This window comes from Bacillus sp. FSL K6-2944 (assembly GCF_038005385.1).
GTDB lineage: Bacteria > Bacillota > Bacilli > Bacillales > Bacillaceae_G > Bacillus_A > Bacillus_A cereus.
Genome location: NZ_JBBOTE010000001.1, coordinates 3,042,805 through 3,064,132 on the forward strand (window position 1 = coordinate 3,042,805; position 21,328 = coordinate 3,064,132).

Genomic DNA, 21,328 nt, shown 5'->3' on the forward strand with positions numbered 1-21,328 from the left:
TTATGTCATCCTCCTAAAACGGCGCATAATTGACTGCGAAATGATGTTCATAATAAAGGTAAACAAAAATAACGTTGCGCCTACAGCATACATGCTGTAATACGTAATCGTTCCATGCGGAGCATCACCTAAACTTACTTGCACAATATAGGCTGTTAACGTTTGAATAGAATGTGTCGGATCAAGCGATACATTTGGTGTGGATCCTGCTGCAATTACAACGATCATCGTTTCACCAATTGCACGAGAAGCTGCTAATATAATTGCTGCCATAATCCCTGTAAAAGCGGACGGAAACACCACTTGTTTTACCATTTCAAACCGCGTCGCTCCGAGTGCTAATGAAGCTTCTTTCGTCCCTTTCGCCACAGCTCTCATCGCGTCTTCAGATAGAGATGCAATTGTAGGCATCATCATAAATCCGATAACGATTCCTGGACTAATCGCATTAAAAAACTGTAAATCTGGTATAATCCTTTGTAAAAGCGGTGTAACAACTGTTAATGCAAAAAAACCATATACAATTGTCGGGATACCTGCTAATAGCTCTAACATCGGCTTTAATATTTTCCGTGCACTATTTGAAGCATATTCGCTTAAAAATACGGCACACGCTAAACCGATAGGAATTGCTACAAACATAGCAATTGCTGTTACAAGGAACGTTCCACATATAAGTGGTAATATACCGAATTTAGGATCTTCAAAAAATGGTAACCATTCTTTCTCCGTTAAAAAGGAGTATAATGATATTTTTTGAAAAAACATGATTGTTTCATTAGAGAGCGTAAAAACAATTCCAAGTGTCGTCACAATAGAAACACTAGCAATTATTTTTAGTAATAAAGGCACTATTCGATTGATTCGCTGCGTTTTTTTTCTTTGTTTTGTATTTCTTTCAATCAAATGTTGTACAGAAAATGTAATTTGACTTTTGTCATTATGAGCCAAAGATGAAAACCCCTTTCCACCCTGACATTACCTTTTTATTTCTGTTAACATACGCAGCTGTTCATTGTATTTTTCTTTTCTTAATTTTACATATCCGACCTCTTCAGCGAGGTTACCGACATGCTGAATCATAAACTCAACATAGTTTGCTACATTCATTTTATTTCGGATAGATGCATTATTCACATAAGTAAGTAGCGGCCTAGATAACGGCTTATACTTACCTGATTGAATGGTCTCTTTCGTCGGAAATACACCATTTACTTTTATTGCTTTCACCTTATCTCGATTAGCCATATAATAAGCATATCCTACAAAAGCAATGGCATGTTTATCATTCATTACCCCTTGCATAATAACTTGATCATCTTCAGACAAAGAGACTTTTTTTACAATGCGATGATTTTGTAAGATGACATTTTGAAAATAATCATACGTACCAGAGTCTACGCCTGGTGCATAAAACTTCACTTGTTCACGTGGCCATGTTGAATGAATTTGTGACCATCGCTTCTCTCTTCCATCTTCACTCCAAAGTAGTCGTAACTCGTCTACTGACATATCGTCTACCCATGTATTATGGCGATTCACAACAATCGTAAGACCGTCGTTAGCAACCTCAAAAGGTGTGAACTGAATAGAGTTTTTCTTCATTTCATTTTTCTCGACTTGTTTCATTACTCTCGAAGCATTATTTATATCTACTTCTCCTTTACTGAAACGATTAAATCCTCCCCCAGTTCCAGAAATACTGATGGAAATTTTCACGTCTGGATGCACCTTTGTATATTCCTCCGCTACTGCTTCTATAATAGGAAAAACCGTTGAGGATCCATCAACTCTCACTTCTCCCGTATCATTTAAAGCAAATGCAGTAGACATTTCAAAACAGAGGAACCATATTGATAATACGAAAACTTTAATCGGTGTACGCATCCATTTCACGTGTTCTTCCTCCTAGAAGTAACCGGAAATAACAGGATTACAGATATAAGAATACTGCTAAACTATTAATTCGGTTTTAATTGTTTGTAAAAGTTTTGTAAAGTTCCACAAAAATCAACATACGGTACAATTTTAATTCAGTAGTAGCTATTCATTTCCTCTGATGATTTCCCTATAAAACAGTTATCCCCTATCCCATCATATACAAGTATCATTTATACGGCCGCGTTTTTTCAATGTTGTATACTTGTCCACATTTATTACACGATATGCATAAACCATAAAAAAAAGCACACTATCTTTTCAGATAGTGTGCTTTTTTACAACTTTTTTATTCATCATCTTGCTCTTTATTTTTATTGTCTTTATCATCTTTTGGAGCTTCACCATTTACTTCCTTGTTTTTCAAATCAAAGTAAGCGTCCATAATTTCACGACCAATATATCCATTAATACCAGTCTTATCATCATGTACCCATGGAACGACAACAGAGAATGCTACTTCTGGATCTTCAAGTGGCGCATAACCTACTAATGTTAAGTTATATGTTTCCACACGTTCACCTTTTGCATTTCTACCAATCTCTTTATCTCCACCATACACAGTTTGCGCCGTACCCGTCTTCCCTGCCGCTTTATATTTTGCACCTGTAAAGTATTTTGTAGCTGTACCACCTGAATCATTATACACTTGTCTAAATCCTTCTTGAACATGTTTAATTTGCGATTCCGGCATATCAATACGATTTAATACTTTCGGTTCCATAGATTGAACAACTTTCCCAACTTCATCTGGTTTCACTGCCGGTTGACGAATTTCTTTTACAACTTGTGGTTGCATGCGATATCCGCCATTGGCAATCGTCGAAATATATTGCGCTAATTGAAGCGGTGTATACGTATCATACTGTCCAATTGATAAATCTAGTAAGAAACCTGGTTGACTACTTCTACCCATCTGACCAGCAGATTCATTCGGTAAATCAATTCCTGTTTTTACACCAAGTCCAAACTGTCCAAAATAATAACGCATCGTATCAAATGCTTTTTGAGGTATATCTAACGTACCACCTCTCACATATTTAACACCGGCGATATTCATCGCTGTTTTAAACATATAAACGTTAGAAGACATTTTTAAAGCTGTAAGGTCATTAATGTATCCCATCGTTTTCCAAGACGACTTCGTAGGTGTACCTTTTAATTTAATTGGTTCATCCAATTGCACCGATCCTGGTTGAATCGCACCAGTTTGATATCCAGTAAGTACTGTTGCACCTTTTACAGTTGATCCCATCGGATAAGAACTTGTCATGGTACCTAATGCAAAGTCATTTACTTTCGTTTGACCATCTTCGTTAACTAATTGTTTCCCCGCCATAGATAAAACTTCACCATTTTTTGGGTTCATCATTACAACGAATGCGCGATCTAAAAGAGGTTCGCTTCCTTTAAATCTCATTAAATTCTTCGCAAGAATATCTTCCACACGCTTTTGTAATTCCATATCAATTGTTAAATTCAGATCATTACCACTTTGTCCTTTTGATACATTAATCGTTTCTAAAATATTACCGTTTTTATCTGTAACATTTCTAACTTCTGCTTTCGTACCGTGCAGACTATCTTCATACTGTTGTTCAAGATAACTTTTTCCTACTCGGTCATTTCGATTATAATCACGAACAAGATAGTAATCTAGTCTTTCTCTCGGTAAGCCTTCATCAGATGTCGACACCCCACCTAGTACACTTCGGAATAAATCATCGTACGTATATTTTCGCTCCCAATCAACATTCGTATCTACACCTGGTAATGCTGCTAGGTTTTCACTAATAATCGAATATTCCTTTTCTGTAGCATCCTTTTTAATAACTTGAGGTGTCATTGCATATCCGCCGTCCATCTTACTTTTAATCGCTAGTATTTCTAGATCTTTTGCGGATAATTGATTAATCTCTTCTTCTGTTACACGACTTCGCTGACGCTCGTCTAATTCTTTATCATCAATTTTTTTATCTTTAAACTCTTGACGATCTTTATTCGTAATTTTTTCTTTAGCTTCCTCTTTATGCATAGCAAGCCAATAATCTTTTTTATCGCGATCTGTTAATTTATCTGTCGGTACTTCAATCAAATCTGCTAGCTTTTTCGCTGTTTCTAAGCGATCTTCTGCAGTTGATCCTTTCATTTTTGTAAATGTAATAGTACGAACGGCTGCATTATCTACTACAGGTCGCCCATAACGGTCAAATATTTTCCCACGCGGTACAGGATTACTTATCGTTGAGTTTTCTTTCTTCTCCACTTCATTCTTATATTCTTCACCGCGAACAATTTGTACATATCCGAGCCTTACAATAACCGCGGAGAACATTAAAAACACGCAGAAAAACAGCACGTTTAACCGAAAAGGAACGTGGGTCTTTTTCTTATTTTGCTTCTGCTTCTTGCTCATACAAACCCCCTCTACCAACAGCTATGTAATGTGAAAGGGACACCTTCATACAGGTGTCCTCACTGCTGTCTTACATCTTTTTCTATTCTAGCATAAAACAAACGAGAAGTTAACCTTCTGGTTCAGTTTGATTTTGCGCGTTCCCTTGCGTTACAACACTTGCTTTACTCGCATTTCCCTCATCATATTTGACATTTTTAACTGCAAAATAAATAAGAAAATGTCCAGCACCTAAAATACATAATAAGTAAGGTAAACTTTTTTCAGGTGGAAAGAATAGTACAGCACATAAAAAACTTAAAATGGAACAGATTCTTCCGGCGTTTAACCACAACTCCCGAACAACGACATATTCCACACGCCATTCTCTCGCATTTTTCGCTCTACCAATTACGTCATATGTCATTGATCCGTACGGAACAAGTAAAATAGGATATGCAATTGCAATACATGCCGCATAAATAAGTAATTTCGTGTATGTAACATTGAAAATAACTAAAAAGACGACAGCATATAAAATAATGCCTCCAAGTAAAATTGCTTTTTTTCGCCACTCCTTCTTTAACATACGAGCAACTAAGTAATAACATACAAAGGATACAGCAGAGTTCACTAAACTGTATTTCCCTAATGCAAACTCACTATTAGTTGCTAAATAAACATATACTGAAATGACAAAAATAAACGTTCCTTCTCTCAATCCTTGGAAAAAATGAGCTCGTGTAATCTTTCCCCAATTTTTATCAATCCGTCGTTCTTTCAATACTTGCACGATTTCATAACGCCCTTCACATTCTCTTTTAGATAAAAAGAAGCTTAAGACGACAGCAATTGCAAATAGAACTAATGAAAGAAAGAATATAACAGTATAGCCACTCCATTTCTCCATACGTGAAATTGTGTATCCTGCTGCTATTGGTCCAATCATTCCAGAGAAGGATGTAAGAAGTCCAAGAAACCCATTAAAGAAATCTCTTGTTTCTGGTTCTGTAATTTCAAATGTCAATAAGTTAAAAGCCAACCAGTAAAAACCGTATCCTACTCCTAAAAGAGCCCCCATTAATAAAATATACTGAGAAGCACTTTTCCCTGCTACTAAGACAACAATAAAAAAAATTGCGAGCGTCCCTACTCCTATTCGTAATAAAATCGAGCGATCGATACGTTTCGCTAATTTTCCCCCTACAAGAAATGTGAGAGGCTGTAATACCACGCTGGCTAAATTATACAAGCCAAGATTCACATAATTTTGTGTTTGTTTCCATAAATAAATATTTACAAACGTATTCGATAAAGAAATTGCGAGCGTGTATAAACCTCCTATAAGGAGCAATAACACTAAATCCCGATTCACTTCAACGTCACCAATTATATGTTTCCATTTCATACACAACTCTCCTTTACTTCATGTTCTAGTCTTCCAAAGACAAGCCCAATTATGTAAAAGGAAAACATAGAAAAAAGCTAGGAGCTCTCCCCTAGCTTTTTCTATATTTATTACGATTATTTTGCTTCTTGGTAACGTTTTTCAGCAGCGTTCCAATCTACAACGTTCCAGAATGCGCCGATGTAGTCTGGACGACGGTTTTGGTAGTTTAAGTAGTAAGCATGCTCCCAAACATCTAAACCGATAACTGGAGTTTTACCTTCAGTTAAAGGAGAATCTTGGTTTGGAGTGCTTGTTACTTCTAACTCACCATTGTTTACTACTAACCAAGCCCAACCAGAACCGAAGCGAGTTGCGCCAGCTTTTGCGAATTCTTCTTTGAATGCATCGAAGCTACCGAATTTTGCTTCAATTGCAGTTGCAAGTTCACCTACAGGTTGTCCTCCGCCGTTTGGAGATAGGATTGTCCAGAAGAATGTATGGTTAGCATGTCCGCCACCATTGTTACGTACTGCTGTACGGATTGCTTCTGGTACTTCGTTTAAGTTTGCAACTAATTCTTCTACGCTTTTGTCAGCTAATTCTGCATGACCTTCTAAAGCAGCGTTTAAGTTTGTAATGTACGTGTTGTGATGTTTTGTATGATGGATGTTCATTGTTTCTTTGTCAAAGTGAGGCTCTAAAGCATCATACGCATAAGGTAAATTTGGTAATTCGTGTTTTGCCATTGTTATATTCCTCCCAGTTTATGTATTGCCACTTAAGTGACATACAACTTCATTCTACCCTAATTGCCATAGGGTGCAAACAAATAAATCACATTGTCTTGCTATCATTAAAGTAGCAAAATTCCCACTTCTTTTCAATTAAAATGCTCATATATTCCGTAAAAAAAGCTTCCTTCTACAAGGAAGCTTCCTGCTAACATAATAAACATGCGAAATGGATATGGACCCTGTAGGACTCGAACCTACGACCGGACGGTTATGAGCCGTCTGCTCTAACCAGCTGAGCTAAGGGTCCACAATTATGTATGTAACAACATATCAAATAGAGGAATTCCTATCGGATATGCTCTTTAAGAAATGTAAGATAAATTTACCATATAGAAAAGAAAAGTGTCAATTGTATTTTTCTTATTTAAAAGAAGAAAGTTAATAAAAGAAATTTAGTTATCTCCACTATATGTAAATATAATATATCTTGAGATTCTCTAGATTCCTACGTTACAATGATTTTATACATACATAAAGGAAGTGAATCTATGTCCATATTTACCCAATTCGTAAAAAGCATATACTCGCCTAAAGATATGGCGCTATTCCGTTTTCAAAAAATCGGTAAAACCATTTTGTATATTATGCTACTTTGCTTAATTACTACTATTCCAAGAACTTTTTTGTACGGTAGTTTTATCCAGGATGGTGTTGGCATGGTAAATCAAGTCATCGATAAAGATTTACCTGATTTTAAAATCGAAAATGGCGAACTAAAAGCCGATATTGATCAACCTATTGAAAAAGAAGAAGGAAATACACTTTTCGTATTTGATCCAAATTCAACAGACCTAGAAAAATATCAAAATAAAACAGGTTTATTTGTTTTAAAAGATAAAGTAGTCTCTATGGGAAATGGTCAAACACAAACGTATTCTTATAACGATTTGTTAGGTGCATCCCTGGAGAAAAAAGATTTACAAGAATTTATTTCTTTATTCGATAATATTTATCCAATTTTATTATTTGTTATTGGATTCTTAGTGTACCTATTCCAATTATTCATCACTTTTGTAGGCGTGACTTTACTTGCGTTCATCGGTTCTGCTATGAGCGGTCAACGTAAACTATCCTATAAACAAGTTTGGACACTAACTGCATACAGCTACACAATCCCAACCATTTTCTTCATGATTATGGATTTATTCAAAATCGTCGTACCTGGAGCAACGTTCATTTATATCGCTGTTGTTTTAATCGTTCTATACTTAACGATTAAAGAGGTACCCAAACCGAAAGAAAAATAAAAAATGCCTAAATAGGCATTTTTTTTTTGGACAAGCATATATTCCTAGCAAAGGAGTGAAGAATATGAAGAGATTAGGTATATTCCTATTCGTGCTTGTTCTCGGTTATATATTTTATTACGATATAAAAATCGGTACTTTACCGATGTTAAGTTCATATAAAAAAACAACTGCTGCTCAAACAATTAAAAAAGAAAACACAGACAGTCAACAAAATAAAGCGAACAAAACAGAAAAAGAAACGGATGTATCTTATAAAACAATTGAAGTAAAAACTGGTGAGACAGTTCTTTCTATTACAGAACAAATTAACAAGAAAAAAATTCCTTCCATAGAAAAAGTCATTGACGACTTTAAACAATTAAACAAAAGTACATCTGCTACAAAAATACAAATTGGAAAGTCTTATAAATTCCCGTTATATCAATAAGCTATCACTTAATCCTTGTCAATTACATAAAGGCGCTGATACAATAGTAAAAGTGAAACCGAGTACTTCGGTTTCTATAGCCCTATATCACGTATACTATCATTGATATGAGGGACTAAATAAGAAACTTCTTTTATAAGGAGAGCGATCTATTCGTGAATGAAATGACTCATCGTACAAAAACACGTCCAGTTAAAGTCGGTAATTTAACAATCGGCGGTAATAATGAATTAATTATACAAAGTATGACAACAACAAAAACACATGATGTTGAAGCAACAGTTGCTGAAATCAAGCGTTTAGAAGAAGCCGGCTGTCAAGTCGTCCGCGTTGCCGTTCCAGATGAACGCGCAGCAGATGCTATTGCTGATATAAAAAAACAAATCAACATTCCACTTGTTGCTGATATTCATTTTGATTATCGCCTTGCTTTAAAAGCAATTGAAGGTGGTATCGATAAAGTACGTATCAATCCAGGTAATATTGGTCGTCGCCATAAAGTAGAAGCTGTTGTAAATGCAGCAAAAGAGCGCGGTATTCCAATCCGTATCGGTGTAAACGCTGGTTCATTAGAGCGACACATTTTAGAAAAGTACGGGTACCCAACTGCAGATGGTATGGTTGAGAGCGCGCTACATCATATTAAAATTTTAGAGGACTTAGATTTCCACGATATTATCGTATCTATGAAAGCCTCTGATGTTAACTTAGCAATCGAAGCATACGAGAAAGCTGCTCGTGCTTTTGATTATCCATTACATTTAGGTATTACAGAATCTGGAACATTGTTTGCCGGAACTGTAAAAAGTGCTGCTGGTCTTGGAGCAATCTTAAATAAAGGCATCGGAAATACACTACGTATTTCATTAAGTGCTGATCCAGTTGAAGAAGTAAAAGTTGCTCGCGAATTATTAAAATCATTCGGTCTTGCGTCTAATGCAGCAACACTTATCTCTTGTCCAACTTGTGGTCGTATTGAAATCGATTTAATTAGCATTGCTAACGAAGTGGAAGAATACATCTCTACACTTCAAGTACCAATTAAAGTTGCAGTACTTGGTTGCGCTGTAAATGGCCCTGGTGAAGCTCGTGAAGCTGATATCGGTATTGCCGGTGCACGTGGAGAGGGATTATTATTCCGTAAAGGGCAAGTCGTTCGTAAAGTACCAGAAGAAACAATGGTAGAAGAACTGAAAAAAGAAATCGACGTAATTGCTGCTGAAATGGCTGCTGAACGAGAAAAAGAAAAAGAGACACAAGAACAATAAAAAGAAGGTTGCCACAATATTTGTGAGCAACCTTCTTTTCTACGTAAAAAAGCTCGTCAGTTACATAACCGACGAGCTTTTACTTTGCACATTTTGGACAACGACCATATATTTCAAACTTATGACCCGTTACTTCATAACCAGTAAAATCTTTATTCATAAAATCCATTGGGCAGGAAGTAATCTCTTTCGTCCCCCCACAATCCAAACAAATAAAATGATGATGATGTTCCATAATAGAACAAGTAAAACGAAAATGTTTTTCGCCATTTAATTCCGTTTGTTCTAAAACACCAATCTCAGCAAAAACTGTTAAGTTACGATAAATCGTATCAAAACTAAGCCCTGGATAATCGTCTTTCATATGTTCTAAAACGTCTTTCGCAGTTAAATAACGATTATGTGCTGCAAATAATCTGAGCATCTCTTCTCTTTTTCCAGTATGTTTATATCCTTTTTCTTTCATTAGGCGTAAAGCTTCTGTTAGATTCATACCTATCCCTACTTTATGCAGTTTTTTTCTTCTTCCATAAAATCGCACCGATTAAAATAAGAACTGCTATCATAACAATTGTACCACCTGGCGCTAGATCAAGTTGATACGAAGCAAACATTCCACCAATTACTGCAATTTCACCAAATAAAATGGAAAAGAAAATTGTTTGTTTAAATCCTTTATCAATACGAATACTTGCTGCAACTGGTAATGTCATTAATGATGATACGAGAAGAACCCCCACTACACGCATTGATACTGCAATGACAAGAGCAACTAATATAATGAAAATAAAGTGAATCCATTTCGCTCTTAAACCAGTTGATACTGCGTATTCCTCATCAAATGATAATAGAAACAGCTCTTTATATAATAAAATAATTGTCGCAACAACAACAATTGCTACAATCCCAATAATAATTAAATCTGTACTTGTTACAGCACTGACACTACCAAATAAATAACTAAATAAGTCTGTGTTAAATCCATTTGCAAGTGAAATGAAAATAACTCCAACCCCCATCCCTGCCGAAAGGATAATTGGAATTGCTAATTCTTGATAGTGCTTATATACAGTTCGTAACTTTTCGATTAGTAGCGCTCCACCAATCGAGAAAATCATCCCCATATATAAGGGGTTTAAAAATCCACCTGTAAAAATGGTTTTTTCAAGTAATAAACTTGCTGCAATACCCGATAACGTCACGTGACTTAATGCATCCGCAATAAGAGATAAACGACGAATAACAACAAACACACCAATTAGCGGTGCAACAAGTCCAATTAAAATACCTGCGTATAAAGAATTACGTAAAAAGTCATATTGTAAAAAATCTTGTATCATTATATCCTCCCGTGATGCTCATGTTCGTGTTCTAAACGATGAACATGATGTCCATATAAGACGGACATTTCTGCATCTTCTAACTCTCGGAACTTCTCTACATTTCCATGGAAATGTAGATGTTGGTTTAGGCATGCAACATGTGTTACTTTTTCAGTAACAGCTCCCATATCATGAGTAACAAGAATTAATGTGATCCCGAGCCTTTTGTTTAAATCCTCTAATATTTCGTAAAAACTTTCCACATTTTTCACATCGATTCCAACAGTAGGCTCGTCCAAAATAAGCAATTCAGGATCACTAACGAGCGCACGAGCAATAAATACACGCTGTTGCTGTCCACCAGAAAGCTCTCCAATGTTACGACCTTGAAACTCACTCATCCCTACATCAGCAATTGCTTTTTCTACCTTTTTTTTATCCTCTTTTGTAAAAAAGCGAAAAAGCCCTTTTTTCGAAACAAGTCCCATTGAGACAACTTCAGAAACAGTTGCTGGAAAACCAGAATTGAAACTATTTGCCTTTTGGGATACATAACCAACTTTGTTCCATTCCTTAAACTTCTTACTATCAACGCCAAACACGCGTATGCTTCCTTCTTTTGGCTTTAAAACGCCTAATAAACACTTAAGTAAAGTTGATTTACCTGAACCATTCGGTCCCACTAAACCTAAAAAAGCTCCCTTCGGAACTTGCAAATTAATATTTTCTAACACATTCCGATCTTCATATCGGAATGTTAAACCTTCAATTTCTAATATATTATTCATAGCATCTCACCTATTTTAATTCAGAATGATTCCGATTTATATCTATTTGAATTATAGTACAGCTTATTATAGTTGTAAACCAATCTGCCTAAAATATATCTATTTTTTCAAGAAACCTTACTATTATAACAAAAAGCAGAGAAAAATTCTCTGCTTTCAAAAAATATTCCTATAAACTTTTAGTGAATAGCCGATTTAAACTTACCACCATTTGTCTCTTGCGTGCTCATAATCGTAACAAACGCATTTTCATCAATTTCATGCACAATTGACTTTAATTTCGTCACTTCTAGACGCGTTACAACTGCATAAATAACTTCTTTTTCTTTATCCGTGTAACCACCTTTTGCTACAAGCTTTGTCGTTCCACGGCCAAGACGATGCAAAATCGCGTTTGATACTTCCTCATATTGATCAGATACAATTAAAACCGCCTTCGTTTCATCTAGCCCTTGAATTACTGTATCGATTGTTTTAAATGCGATATAGTACGTCATAACAGAATACATCGCTTGTTCCACACCAAACACAAATGCTGCCCATGCAAAAATAAATAAGTTCACAAACATTACGAATTCACCAACAGAGAATGGTAATTTCTTCGTTAATAAAATCCCCATAATTTCAGTTCCATCTAGCGATCCACCATGACGAATTACAAGTCCTACACCAAGACCTAAAATAAGACCACCAAACACTGTCGCTAAAATAGGTTCTGTTGTAAATGGTGGTACCGCATGTAACGTTGACTCAATGAAAGCTAACGCTACAATACCAAATGTCGAAGATAACATAAATGTTTTTCCAATTTGCTTATAACCGGAATACATAAATGGGATATTGAGAACAACGACTAAAGTAGAAAAACTTAACCACCAAATGTTAGGAGTAAGATAATCTAATATAAGAGAAATACCAATAATTCCACCATCAATAATTTTATTTGGCATTAAAAATAGTTCAATTGCTACCGCCGCGCATGCTGCTCCAAAAATAATCATAACTAAACGATAAATGAGATGAATAACACTTTCTTTTCGATGTTGCTTTTGCTCCATAAGTCCTCCCTTTACTCTTTTTCTGTAGTTTTGTCCTTATATTATAACATACGCTTCTTTTCCTCATGAAAAAAGAAACTCCATACGAATATGTACAAGCTACATGCTCATATATTTCGATAGAAGAACGCGTGAAGGAGGATAATAAGATGAACCTCATTAAACAAATTGTTAATAAAAAATTAAATCATATTTCTACAAAAGAGTTATTAAAATATAGCAAAGAATACGAAGTTCCTATTACAGCCGCACAAGCTGACCAAATCGTTTTACTTATGAAGGGTAAAAATATTAATATTTACGATAACAACGAGCGACTAGAGCTCTTAAAACAGATCGCAAAAGTAACTTCCCCTGCCACTGCCCAACAAGTAAATACATTATTTCAGCAACTACTAAAATAAGGAGGGGATTTCCCCTCCTTATTGCGCTTTAATTTTTTCAAGAAGCCCTTCATCAAAAGTGCCGTTTTTCAGCATTTCGATTTCCAATTTATATGGTGGCTTCTTATCTTTTTTATCTTCCCCTACATACGGTGTTTCAAGAATTTTTGGTACATGCATTAACTGTGGATGATGTACAATGTGATGCAATGCTTTATACCCAATGTGACCAAATCCAATGTTTTCATGACGGTCTTTTCCTGCTCCGCGTACATTTTTACTATCATTAATATGAAGTACTTGTAAACGATCTATACCAACAATCTTATCAAATTCGTTTAATACGCCGTCAAAGTCATTTACAATATCATATCCTGCATCGTGCGTATGACACGTATCAAAGCATACAGATAGCTTTTCATTATATTTTACACCATCAATAATCTTCGCAATTTCTTCAAAGCTACGACCGCATTCTGTTCCTTTTCCTGCCATCGTCTCTAACGCAATGTTAACCGTCTGTTCTGGCGTTAATACTTCATTAAGCCCTTTAATAATTTGTTGAATACCAGCATCTGCTCCAGCACCAACGTGCGCTCCTGGGTGAAGAACAATTTGTTTCGCTACACCTAATGCCGATGTTCTTTCAATTTCCATGCGAAGAAAGTCTACGCCTAATTGGAATGTTTCTGGCTTCGTCGTATTCCCAACATTAATAATATACGGCGCATGGACGATAATTTCCTCAATTCCGTTCAGCTCCATATGTTTTCTTCCTGCTTCTATGTTCAATTCTTCAATTGGTTTTCTTCGTGTATTTTGCGGTGCACCTGTATAAATCATAAACGTTGTTGCACCGTATGAAACAGCCTCTTCACTTGCTGCTAATAACATTTTCTTACCACTCATAGAAACATGAGATCCAATCTTTAACATACAATCACCTCTTCAATATACAATAGATATAATGATAGCATAATTTGTAGAAATATGTAGTGAATTGTTTGTTCACAAAAGACGCACTACACAAATTCATATGACTATTTAGACAGACTATACTCTTCATTTAAATTAGCGGGATTAAAAAAAGATAAGGGAAACCCCTTATCTTTTTTTATTGCTATATTTTCTCTTCACTTTGTCACGTTCTGTTGCAAGTTTACGTTTATAGTTTGGTTTTACTTTTTTCGGTTTTTTAATAACTTTCGTTGCCATAACATCAAGTTCGTCATTTGGTTTTTTACGGCTCTTACGACGACGACGCTCACCTAAATCTGCCCACTCATCTCCACGTAAATCTACATGTTTAAACTCGATATGACGTTGTTTTTCTAAGCTATCTAACGCTTCTTCGTTTGCTGGATCATAAATCGTCACTGCAATACCAGAATGCCCCGCACGTGCTGTTCTTCCAACGCGGTGAACGAAGAAATCTAAATCTGATGGTAGCTCATAGTTAATAACATGGCTAATCCCTTCAATATCAATACCACGTGCTGCTAAATCAGTCGCAACAATATATTGGAATTCAAGGTCACGAATTTGTTTCATCATTTTTTTACGATCACGTGGTGATAAATCCCCGTGAATTCGTCCAACTTTTAAGCCACGTTCCATTAATCCATCAGCAACTTGGTCTGCCATCTTTTTCGTATTCGTGAAAACAACTGCTAAATACGGTTTAAATTGAAGTAGCATTTTATGCACTAAATCAATTTTATTACGATGTTTAGAAGGCACTAAATAGTGTTCAATGTTTCCAGCTGCAACTTGTTTTGGATTGATATGAATATGCTCTGGATTCTCCATATATTTCTTCAGAAACGGTTTTAGTTTTTGAGGAATTGTTGCAGAGAAAACTAACATTTGCAAGTTTTTAGGCATGCGTGCTGCAATTTTGTCTACATCATGAATGAATCCCATATCAAGCATTAAGTCTGCTTCATCGACAATAATCGTATTTGCTTTATGAACAAATAATGCTTGTTCTTCAACTAAGTCTTTAATACGTCCTGGTGTCCCAACTACGATATGAGGTTGTTTTTTCAATTTCTCAATTGAACGTTGTTTATCAGTTCCACCAATTAAACAACGTGCTGTAATCATTTGGTCTTCCGCACAAAACTTTGTTAATTTCACGATTTCTTCGTAAATTTGTTGTGCTAACTCACGAGTAGGCGCTGTAATAACAAGTTGTACTTCTTCACGACTTGCATTAATTCTGTTTAATGTAGGAAGTAAGTATGCATGTGTTTTCCCAGAACCTGTTTGGGATTGTCCAATTACACTTACACCTTTTTTCACGACTGGGAAAATTTTCTGCTGAATTCCTGTCGGCTCTGTAAAGCGTAGTTCACGAACTGCATCTATTAAAAATGGTTTAAAATCATACTGTGTAAAAGTTTGTTGTGTCATAAGTTACACCTTCTTTCTAAAATTTCTACTGCGCGCACAAATCAGTCAAGTCTACATTATATCGAAATCTACAAGTAAAATCCATCTTTAGTTTAGGTTTTCACTTCAAAAACTAACCTTCTTCCCTTTTATTGCATATTGTATGTGTATATACCTAACTGAAGAAAGGAGGATTTCTCACATGTTTCCGAAATCCCCTACAAGGCAAATGTATCCGAATCCAGGGCAGCAACCTTATACACCATATCCAATTCCACAACTACCACCAATGGCACAAAAAAAGAAAGGTTTTCTTGCTAAGCTTTTTAAAAAACACGATCCAACCGAGCCTTTTATGCAAATGGTTCCACCTTACCGACAAATGGAAGGGCAACCGATGATGCATCAGCAACCACCACCGCCCCAATATCAACAGCAATATCCGCAGCAATACCAACAACAATATCCGCAGCAACATCCACAATATCAACCATACATGCAGCAATATCCTGAGCAAATGATACCGCCTCAAATGTATGAATCAACTGAAACGCGCGGGGGCACAACTACAGCTGCGGCAACAGCAAGCAGTGGCATCGGCAGTTTTTTTTCGAACTTAATTTCAAATCCAACTAATATGATAAATAACATCGAAAAAGTATCCCAAGTCGTTCAATCTGTAGGTCCTGTCGTCGAACAGTACGGTCCTATTATGCGTAGTCTACCAAGCATTGTTAAAATCCTCACCTCTGGAAAAAGCACGGAAGAAAATCAAACGGAAAATGTAACAGAGCCAGTTGAAGTAGAAAGTCCGCCTCCTGCACCTCAAAAAAAGAAACGAAAACGAAAGAAAATAGTGATTGAACCTGTAATAGAAAAAGAGTTACCGAAAGAACCAGTTCAACAAACAGCAACAAAACCAAAACTATATGTGTAACAATCCTTTGTTTTCTATCCACTCCTCCTTTATAATGTAAAAGACTATGCACAAAAGTATCCCTTGTTTAGAAGGAGAGGATTACTCATATGAAAATTGTAAAAATTTCCCCTCGTGGTTATTGCTACGGTGTTGTCGATGCAATGGTAATTGCACGTAACGCCGCATTAGATAAATCATTGCCGAGACCCATTTATATTTTAGGTATGATTGTTCACAATAAACATGTTACAGACGCTTTTGAAGAAGATGGAATCATCACATTAGACGGTCCAAGTCGCTTAGAAATTTTAGATAAAATTGATTCTGGTACTGTTATTTTCACTGCACACGGTGTTTCTCCAGAAGTTAAACAACGCGCAAAAGAAAAAGGTTTAACAACAATCGATGCTACTTGCCCAGATGTTACCAAGACGCATGACCTTATCGAAGCTAAGAAAGCGGAAGGGTATCATGTCATTTATATCGGTAAAAAAAATCATCCAGAGCCAGAAGGCGCAGTTGGTATTGCACCTGACATCGTTCACCTTATCGAAAGAGCCGATGATTTAAAAACATTAGAAATCCCAACAGATAAAATTTTAGTAACAAATCAAACAACGATGAGTCAATGGGATGTTCAACATTTAATGGAGGACATTCAAAAAAAATTCCCAACAGCAGAATTCCATAAAGAAATTTGTTTAGCAACTCAAGTTCGCCAAGAAGCTGTCGCTAAACAAGCTGATGTTGCAGACTTAACAATTGTTGTTGGTGATCCGAAAAGTAACAATTCAAATCGCTTAGCACAAGTATCACAAGAAATCGCGGGTACAAAAGCATATCGAGTTGCTGATGTAAGCGAAATTCAATTAGAGTGGCTACAAGGTGTAGAAAACGTAGCTGTTACAGCAGGTGCTTCTACTCCAACGCCAATTACGAAAGAAGTTATCGCTTTCTTAGAGCAATATAACCCAATGAATCCCGCTACATGGGAAAGAGTTCGAAAAGTACCGTTACAAAAAATATTACCTCGCGTGAAAGTGAAAAAAGAACAATAATAAAAACCGTTGCTTGCATGAGCAACGGTTTTTATTTTTCTTATACAAATATAAATGGATCTGTATGTAACTGCGAAGCATGAATGTGTACATTGAGTTTCTTTGCATCTACTTTTTCTTGTAATTGCTTTTGTACACCTTGTTTCATTACTTTTTCAACATTATGTCCTGGGTCAACTATATTTAAACCGAGCATCATCGCATCATGAGCAACATGATAGTACATGTCACCAGTTACATATACATCTGCTCCTTTAAATTTCGCTTGGTTTATATATTTATTACCATCTCCACCAAGTACAGCTACTTTACGCACTTTATCGTCTAACTTACCGACAACTCTTGCGCCCTTCACGTCTAATGATTGTTTCACATGTTCTGCAAATTGACCAAGCGTCATTTCTTCTTGTAAGTATCCTATTTTTCCTAGGCCTAACGTTTCACCTTTATTATCAAGCGGATACACATCGTATGCTACTTCTTCATAAGGGTGCGCCGTTACCATTGCTTTAATCACTTTCCGCTGTAATGAAGCTGGAATAATCGTTTCGATTCGCACTTCTTCTACACGTTCTAACTGTCCAGTTTCCCCGATATAAGGATTTGTCCCCTCTTGAGGTACAAATGTGCCTGTACCCTCGCTACTAAACGTACAGTGGCTATAATTGCCGATATGACCAGCACCTGCGTCTCCTAATGCATTCCTTACTTCTTCTGCATGAGTGACTGGCACAAACACAACAACTTTTTTCATTTCTTCTGCATATGTCGGTGCCAAAACTTCTGTATTTTGCAATCCTAACGCCTCAGCAAGTAAATCATTTACCCCGCCCTTAGCAACATCCACATTTGTATGCGCTGCATAGATTGCAATATCATTTTTAATACACTTTTCAATAATTTTCCCATACGCCTTATCTGTATGAATCGCTTTTAACGGGTTAAAAATTAAAGGATGATGAGCAATAATGACATTTGCCCCTAATTGAATTGCTTCATCCACAACTTCTTCCGTTACATCTAACGCAATCAATACGTGCCGCACCGGTTTATTAAGCGCTCCAATCTGCAGGCCAATCTTATCTCCTTCCATCGCCAAATGCTTCGGATACATACTTTCAAATAAAGAAATAATTTCATGGCCATTTGGAATTTTACTCATGATAAAACCTCCCCTATCATTTTCATTTTCGCTTCTACTTCCCCACGCTTCGCTTTTGTTTCTTCAGAATCAGCTGCACGTTCTAACTGTTTTAAAATATTTTGGAAGTTTTTTAATTCTCCTTCCCATTTTTCAACGAAGGCTTCACTTTTTTCTGTTATTAAAAATGGTCCCATAAACAATTCAGCTTGTTTATTTTCAGAGTAAGGCGCTGCAACATTTCCTCGCTCCCCTACTAAAATTTCGTAAATTTTCCCATCTTCTTTTACGATTTTTTCATGGATAAGCTCCCAACCATTCTCAATAAACCATTCACGAATATGATGCGCTGCAATATTAGGCTGTAAAATTAAACGTGTTACACCTTCTAATTTTTCTTTACCACTTTCTAAAATGTCACGAATTAACGCTCCGCCCATTCCGGCAACTGTAATTACATCTACTTCTCCTGGTGTGATAACAGCTAATCCATTCCCTTTACGCACATCTACTTTATCTTGTAAACCACTTTCAGCTACAGTTGCTTGCGCAGAGCGAAATGGTCCATCTACGACCTCTCCTGCAACTGCTTTTGTAGCAATATTATTTATAATTGTATAACACGGTAAATACGCATGATCCGATCCAATATCAGCGACTGTAGATCCTACTGGTATTTCACGTACAACTTCTTCTAATCGTTTTGAAAGCTTTACTTCATTCATGTATTTCCATTACTCCTTCTCTTGTCAGTCTGTCTCCATGATAATGAATTTATAGTAGTTGTTGCAAGCCCATAACAACAATTCACTGCTCTTATCATTCATCGTATTTTAGAAAATATAGAAAAACAAGCCCTTTGCATAAGCAAAAGGCTTGTCATACGGAACTTTATTTTTTCTTCGATAACCAATCAGCTACTTTAGCGGCTTGATCAGCTGGAACTATATTGGCAGGCATATTGCCTTTTCCTTTCGAAAGAATTTCTTTAATTTCATCCTTTGAAAGTTTCCCACCAATTTTTTGCAAGTTAGGTCCAACTGCCCCTTGTAACTGATCACCATGGCAGCTCGTACAGCTTTGCTTCACAATATCTTCTGGTTTTGATGCCGTTTGTGCTGGCTTCCCGCCATTTTTTGCATCAGCTAACTCTTTAGATTTATTTAGCCCCTGAAATGAAAATACAAACATAACGATAATACCCAATGCTGCAATAAGAGCGAACGGAATCAGCGGATTACGTTTCATATCTCTTCTCCCCCCTCTATACCCCTAAATAGTTAGATGATTCAGTCATTTCCATTGTACTTGAAAACGCTCTATCAGAAAAGAGTAAACTACCACTTGTTAAAAATATTCCATAAATTCAGTTTATTGTTTTTTATTGTCATATCGCTTATTATTTCGATAATTATTAACGTTTCTCATCATATTTTTCGCTTTTCTACATATATTTTTGTATAGAATAAACAAAATTAATCGAAAAATCGAAAAATGAGCATTTGCAAATCAAAAGACAATTCTGTAAAATAAATTACAAGAAATTGTAATCGTTGCCGATAGCTAAATTTTAACAAAAATTAACAAAATAAAAAAGTTTACTTCACAATGGTGAAGTAAACTTAAAAAATAACCTATTCTAAGAAATCCTTAAGACGCTTACTACGGCTTGGATGTCTTAATTTGCGAAGTGCTTTTGCTTCAATTTGACGGATACGCTCTCTCGTTACGCCAAATACTTTCCCAACTTCTTCAAGCGTACGAGTTCGTCCATCATCCAAACCGAAACGAAGACGTAGAACATTTTCTTCACGATCTGTTAGCGTATCTAACACATCTTCTAATTGTTCTTTTAGCAATTCATAGGCTGCATGGTCCGCAGGCGATGTTGCTTCTTGGTCTTCAATAAAGTCACCTAAATGGGAGTCATCTTCTTCACCAATTGGTGTTTCAAGAGAAACTGGCTCCTGTGCAATTTTTAAGATTTCACGTACTTTTTCTGGAGCAAGATCCATTTCTTCACCAATCTCTTCAGGAGACGGTTCACGACCTAAATCTTGTAATAATTGGCGTTGTACACGAATTAACTTGTTAATCGTTTCAACCATATGGACTGGAATACGAATTGTTCGCGCTTGGTCTGCAATGGCACGTGTAATAGCTTGGCGAATCCACCAAGTTGCATACGTACTAAATTTGAAACCTTTACGATAATCGAACTTTTCAACAGCTTTAATTAGACCCATATTACCTTCTTGAATTAAGTCTAAGAAAAGCATACCACGGCCTACATAGCGCTTTGCAATACTTACTACAAGACGTAAGTTTGCTTCTGCAAGACGACGTTTCGCTTCTTCATCGCCTTCTTCAATACGCGTTGCAAGTCGAATTTCTTCTTCTGCAGATAGTAAGTCTACACGACCAATTTCTTTTAAATACATACGAACAGGATCGTTGATTTTAACCCCTGGTGGTACACTTAAATCATTGAGGTCAAACTCTTCTTCTGTTTTTGAAATTTGGCGATTATTAGGGCCTTCTTCGTTGTCATTATCACCAACTAAGTCAATGCCTTGTTCACCTAAATATTCATAGTATTCATCCATTTGATCGGATTCAATTTCAAATCCATTCATGCGTTCTGCAATCTCTTCATATGTAAGAACGCCACGTTTTTTTCCGAGCTCAGTGAGTTGTTCTTTCACTTGCTCAAGGGTCATTTCAGTTTCAATTTGTTTAGAACGAGCTGGTTTGTCAGCCATCTGTTCCCCTCCTTACGCGAGATACAAACATTCATTATACT

General features: G+C 36.3%; 21 protein-coding genes and 1 tRNA gene. 6 read left to right on the forward strand and 16 right to left on the reverse strand.

Features of this window, described 5'->3' with window-relative positions:
* The 6 genes from pstC to MHH55_RS15480 all read right to left on the reverse strand — a co-directional run bounded on the left by pstC (position 1) and on the right by MHH55_RS15480 (position 6,764).
* A complete protein-coding gene (pstC, locus tag MHH55_RS15455; protein WP_000940918.1) occupies positions 1 to 951 on the reverse strand; it encodes a phosphate ABC transporter permease subunit PstC in 951 nt (316 codons plus the stop codon).
* 27 nt (positions 952 to 978) lie between these two features.
* Complete coding sequence (locus MHH55_RS15460) at positions 979 to 1,896, reverse strand: PstS family phosphate ABC transporter substrate-binding protein (RefSeq protein ID WP_000871830.1); 918 nt, start codon at positions 1,894 to 1,896, stop codon at positions 979 to 981.
* 331 nt (positions 1,897 to 2,227) lie between these two features.
* Positions 2,228 to 4,354, reverse strand: a complete 2,127-nt coding sequence (locus tag MHH55_RS15465; protein WP_000038992.1) for a peptidoglycan D,D-transpeptidase FtsI family protein — start codon at positions 4,352 to 4,354, stop codon at positions 2,228 to 2,230.
* Positions 4,355 to 4,463: 109 nt separating this feature from the next.
* A complete protein-coding gene (locus MHH55_RS15470; RefSeq protein ID WP_000871384.1) occupies positions 4,464 to 5,741 on the reverse strand; it encodes an MFS transporter in 1,278 nt (425 codons plus the stop codon).
* Positions 5,742 to 5,857: 116 nt separating this feature from the next.
* The gene (sodA, locus tag MHH55_RS15475) at positions 5,858 to 6,469 is read right to left on the reverse strand and encodes a superoxide dismutase [Mn] (protein ID WP_001052031.1); all 612 of its coding nucleotides are present in this window, start codon (positions 6,467 to 6,469) and stop codon (positions 5,858 to 5,860) included.
* Between the two features lie 221 nt (positions 6,470 to 6,690).
* Positions 6,691 to 6,764: transfer RNA gene (locus MHH55_RS15480), tRNA-Ile, on the reverse strand.
* A 241-nt stretch (positions 6,765 to 7,005) separates the two neighbouring features.
* Here MHH55_RS15480 and yqgB point away from each other — a divergent pair.
* From yqgB to ispG, 3 genes are all read left to right on the forward strand, one after another.
* Entirely contained in the window at positions 7,006 to 7,764 is a 759-nt protein-coding gene (gene yqgB / locus MHH55_RS15485; RefSeq protein WP_000021898.1) for a protein YqgB, read from the forward strand.
* A 64-nt stretch (positions 7,765 to 7,828) separates the two neighbouring features.
* Positions 7,829 to 8,194 carry a protein YqfZ gene (gene yqfZ, locus MHH55_RS15490; RefSeq protein ID WP_000825414.1) on the forward strand — a complete coding sequence of 122 codons (366 nt, stop codon included), beginning with the start codon at positions 7,829 to 7,831 and terminating at the stop codon, positions 8,192 to 8,194.
* Between the two features lie 164 nt (positions 8,195 to 8,358).
* Entirely contained in the window at positions 8,359 to 9,462 is a 1,104-nt protein-coding gene (gene ispG / locus MHH55_RS15495) for a flavodoxin-dependent (E)-4-hydroxy-3-methylbut-2-enyl-diphosphate synthase (protein WP_153577907.1), read from the forward strand.
* Between the two features lie 79 nt (positions 9,463 to 9,541).
* On the opposite strand, the gene MHH55_RS15500 is transcribed toward ispG, so the two are convergent.
* From MHH55_RS15500 to MHH55_RS15515, 4 genes are all read right to left on the reverse strand, one after another.
* Positions 9,542 to 9,955 (reverse strand): Fur family transcriptional regulator, encoded by a 414-nt coding sequence (locus tag MHH55_RS15500; RefSeq protein ID WP_001054516.1) that lies wholly within the window; start codon positions 9,953 to 9,955, stop codon positions 9,542 to 9,544.
* 13 nt (positions 9,956 to 9,968) lie between these two features.
* Positions 9,969 to 10,802, reverse strand: a complete 834-nt coding sequence (locus tag MHH55_RS15505; protein WP_078186302.1) for a metal ABC transporter permease — start codon at positions 10,800 to 10,802, stop codon at positions 9,969 to 9,971.
* Positions 10,802 to 11,572 (reverse strand): metal ABC transporter ATP-binding protein, encoded by a 771-nt coding sequence (locus tag MHH55_RS15510; protein ID WP_001059662.1) that lies wholly within the window; start codon positions 11,570 to 11,572, stop codon positions 10,802 to 10,804. The genes MHH55_RS15505 and MHH55_RS15510 overlap by 1 nt, the downstream gene beginning before the upstream one ends.
* A gap of 179 nt (positions 11,573 to 11,751) precedes the next feature.
* Positions 11,752 to 12,630, reverse strand: coding sequence for a YitT family protein (locus tag MHH55_RS15515; protein WP_000435963.1), 879 nt, complete (start codon positions 12,628 to 12,630; stop codon positions 11,752 to 11,754).
* Positions 12,631 to 12,779: 149 nt separating this feature from the next.
* On the opposite strand from MHH55_RS15515, the gene MHH55_RS15520 reads away from it, so the two are divergent.
* A complete protein-coding gene (locus tag MHH55_RS15520) occupies positions 12,780 to 13,034 on the forward strand; it encodes a DUF2624 domain-containing protein (protein WP_001048954.1) in 255 nt (84 codons plus the stop codon).
* A gap of 18 nt (positions 13,035 to 13,052) precedes the next feature.
* Here MHH55_RS15520 and MHH55_RS15525 read toward each other — a convergent pair whose 3' ends face one another.
* Positions 13,053 to 13,949 (reverse strand): deoxyribonuclease IV, encoded by an 897-nt coding sequence (locus tag MHH55_RS15525; protein WP_000912460.1) that lies wholly within the window; start codon positions 13,947 to 13,949, stop codon positions 13,053 to 13,055.
* Positions 13,950 to 14,117: 168 nt separating this feature from the next.
* Positions 14,118 to 15,428 carry a DEAD/DEAH box helicase gene (locus MHH55_RS15530; RefSeq protein ID WP_000194017.1) on the reverse strand — a complete coding sequence of 437 codons (1,311 nt, stop codon included), beginning with the start codon at positions 15,426 to 15,428 and terminating at the stop codon, positions 14,118 to 14,120.
* Positions 15,429 to 15,609: 181 nt separating this feature from the next.
* Between MHH55_RS15530 and MHH55_RS15535 the strand changes: the two genes are divergently transcribed.
* Entirely contained in the window at positions 15,610 to 16,344 is a 735-nt protein-coding gene (locus tag MHH55_RS15535) for a YqfQ family protein (protein ID WP_000484167.1), read from the forward strand.
* Between the two features lie 89 nt (positions 16,345 to 16,433).
* Positions 16,434 to 17,384 carry a 4-hydroxy-3-methylbut-2-enyl diphosphate reductase gene (locus MHH55_RS15540; protein ID WP_000706662.1) on the forward strand — a complete coding sequence of 317 codons (951 nt, stop codon included), beginning with the start codon at positions 16,434 to 16,436 and terminating at the stop codon, positions 17,382 to 17,384.
* Positions 17,385 to 17,424: 40 nt separating this feature from the next.
* On the opposite strand, the gene MHH55_RS15545 is transcribed toward MHH55_RS15540, so the two are convergent.
* The 4 genes from MHH55_RS15545 to rpoD all read right to left on the reverse strand — a co-directional run bounded on the left by MHH55_RS15545 (position 17,425) and on the right by rpoD (position 21,287).
* Complete coding sequence (locus MHH55_RS15545) at positions 17,425 to 18,546, reverse strand: Nif3-like dinuclear metal center hexameric protein (RefSeq protein WP_000036243.1); 1,122 nt, start codon at positions 18,544 to 18,546, stop codon at positions 17,425 to 17,427.
* Positions 18,543 to 19,250, reverse strand: coding sequence for a tRNA (adenine(22)-N(1))-methyltransferase (locus tag MHH55_RS15550; RefSeq protein ID WP_001006553.1), 708 nt, complete (start codon positions 19,248 to 19,250; stop codon positions 18,543 to 18,545). The genes MHH55_RS15545 and MHH55_RS15550 overlap by 4 nt, the downstream gene beginning before the upstream one ends.
* 166 nt (positions 19,251 to 19,416) lie before the next feature.
* Complete coding sequence (gene cccA, locus MHH55_RS15555; RefSeq protein WP_000828141.1) at positions 19,417 to 19,773, reverse strand: cytochrome c550; 357 nt, start codon at positions 19,771 to 19,773, stop codon at positions 19,417 to 19,419.
* A 386-nt stretch (positions 19,774 to 20,159) separates the two neighbouring features.
* Positions 20,160 to 21,287, reverse strand: a complete 1,128-nt coding sequence (gene rpoD / locus MHH55_RS15560) for an RNA polymerase sigma factor RpoD (protein ID WP_000764065.1) — start codon at positions 21,285 to 21,287, stop codon at positions 20,160 to 20,162.
* Positions 21,288 to 21,328: the final 41 nt, after the last annotated feature.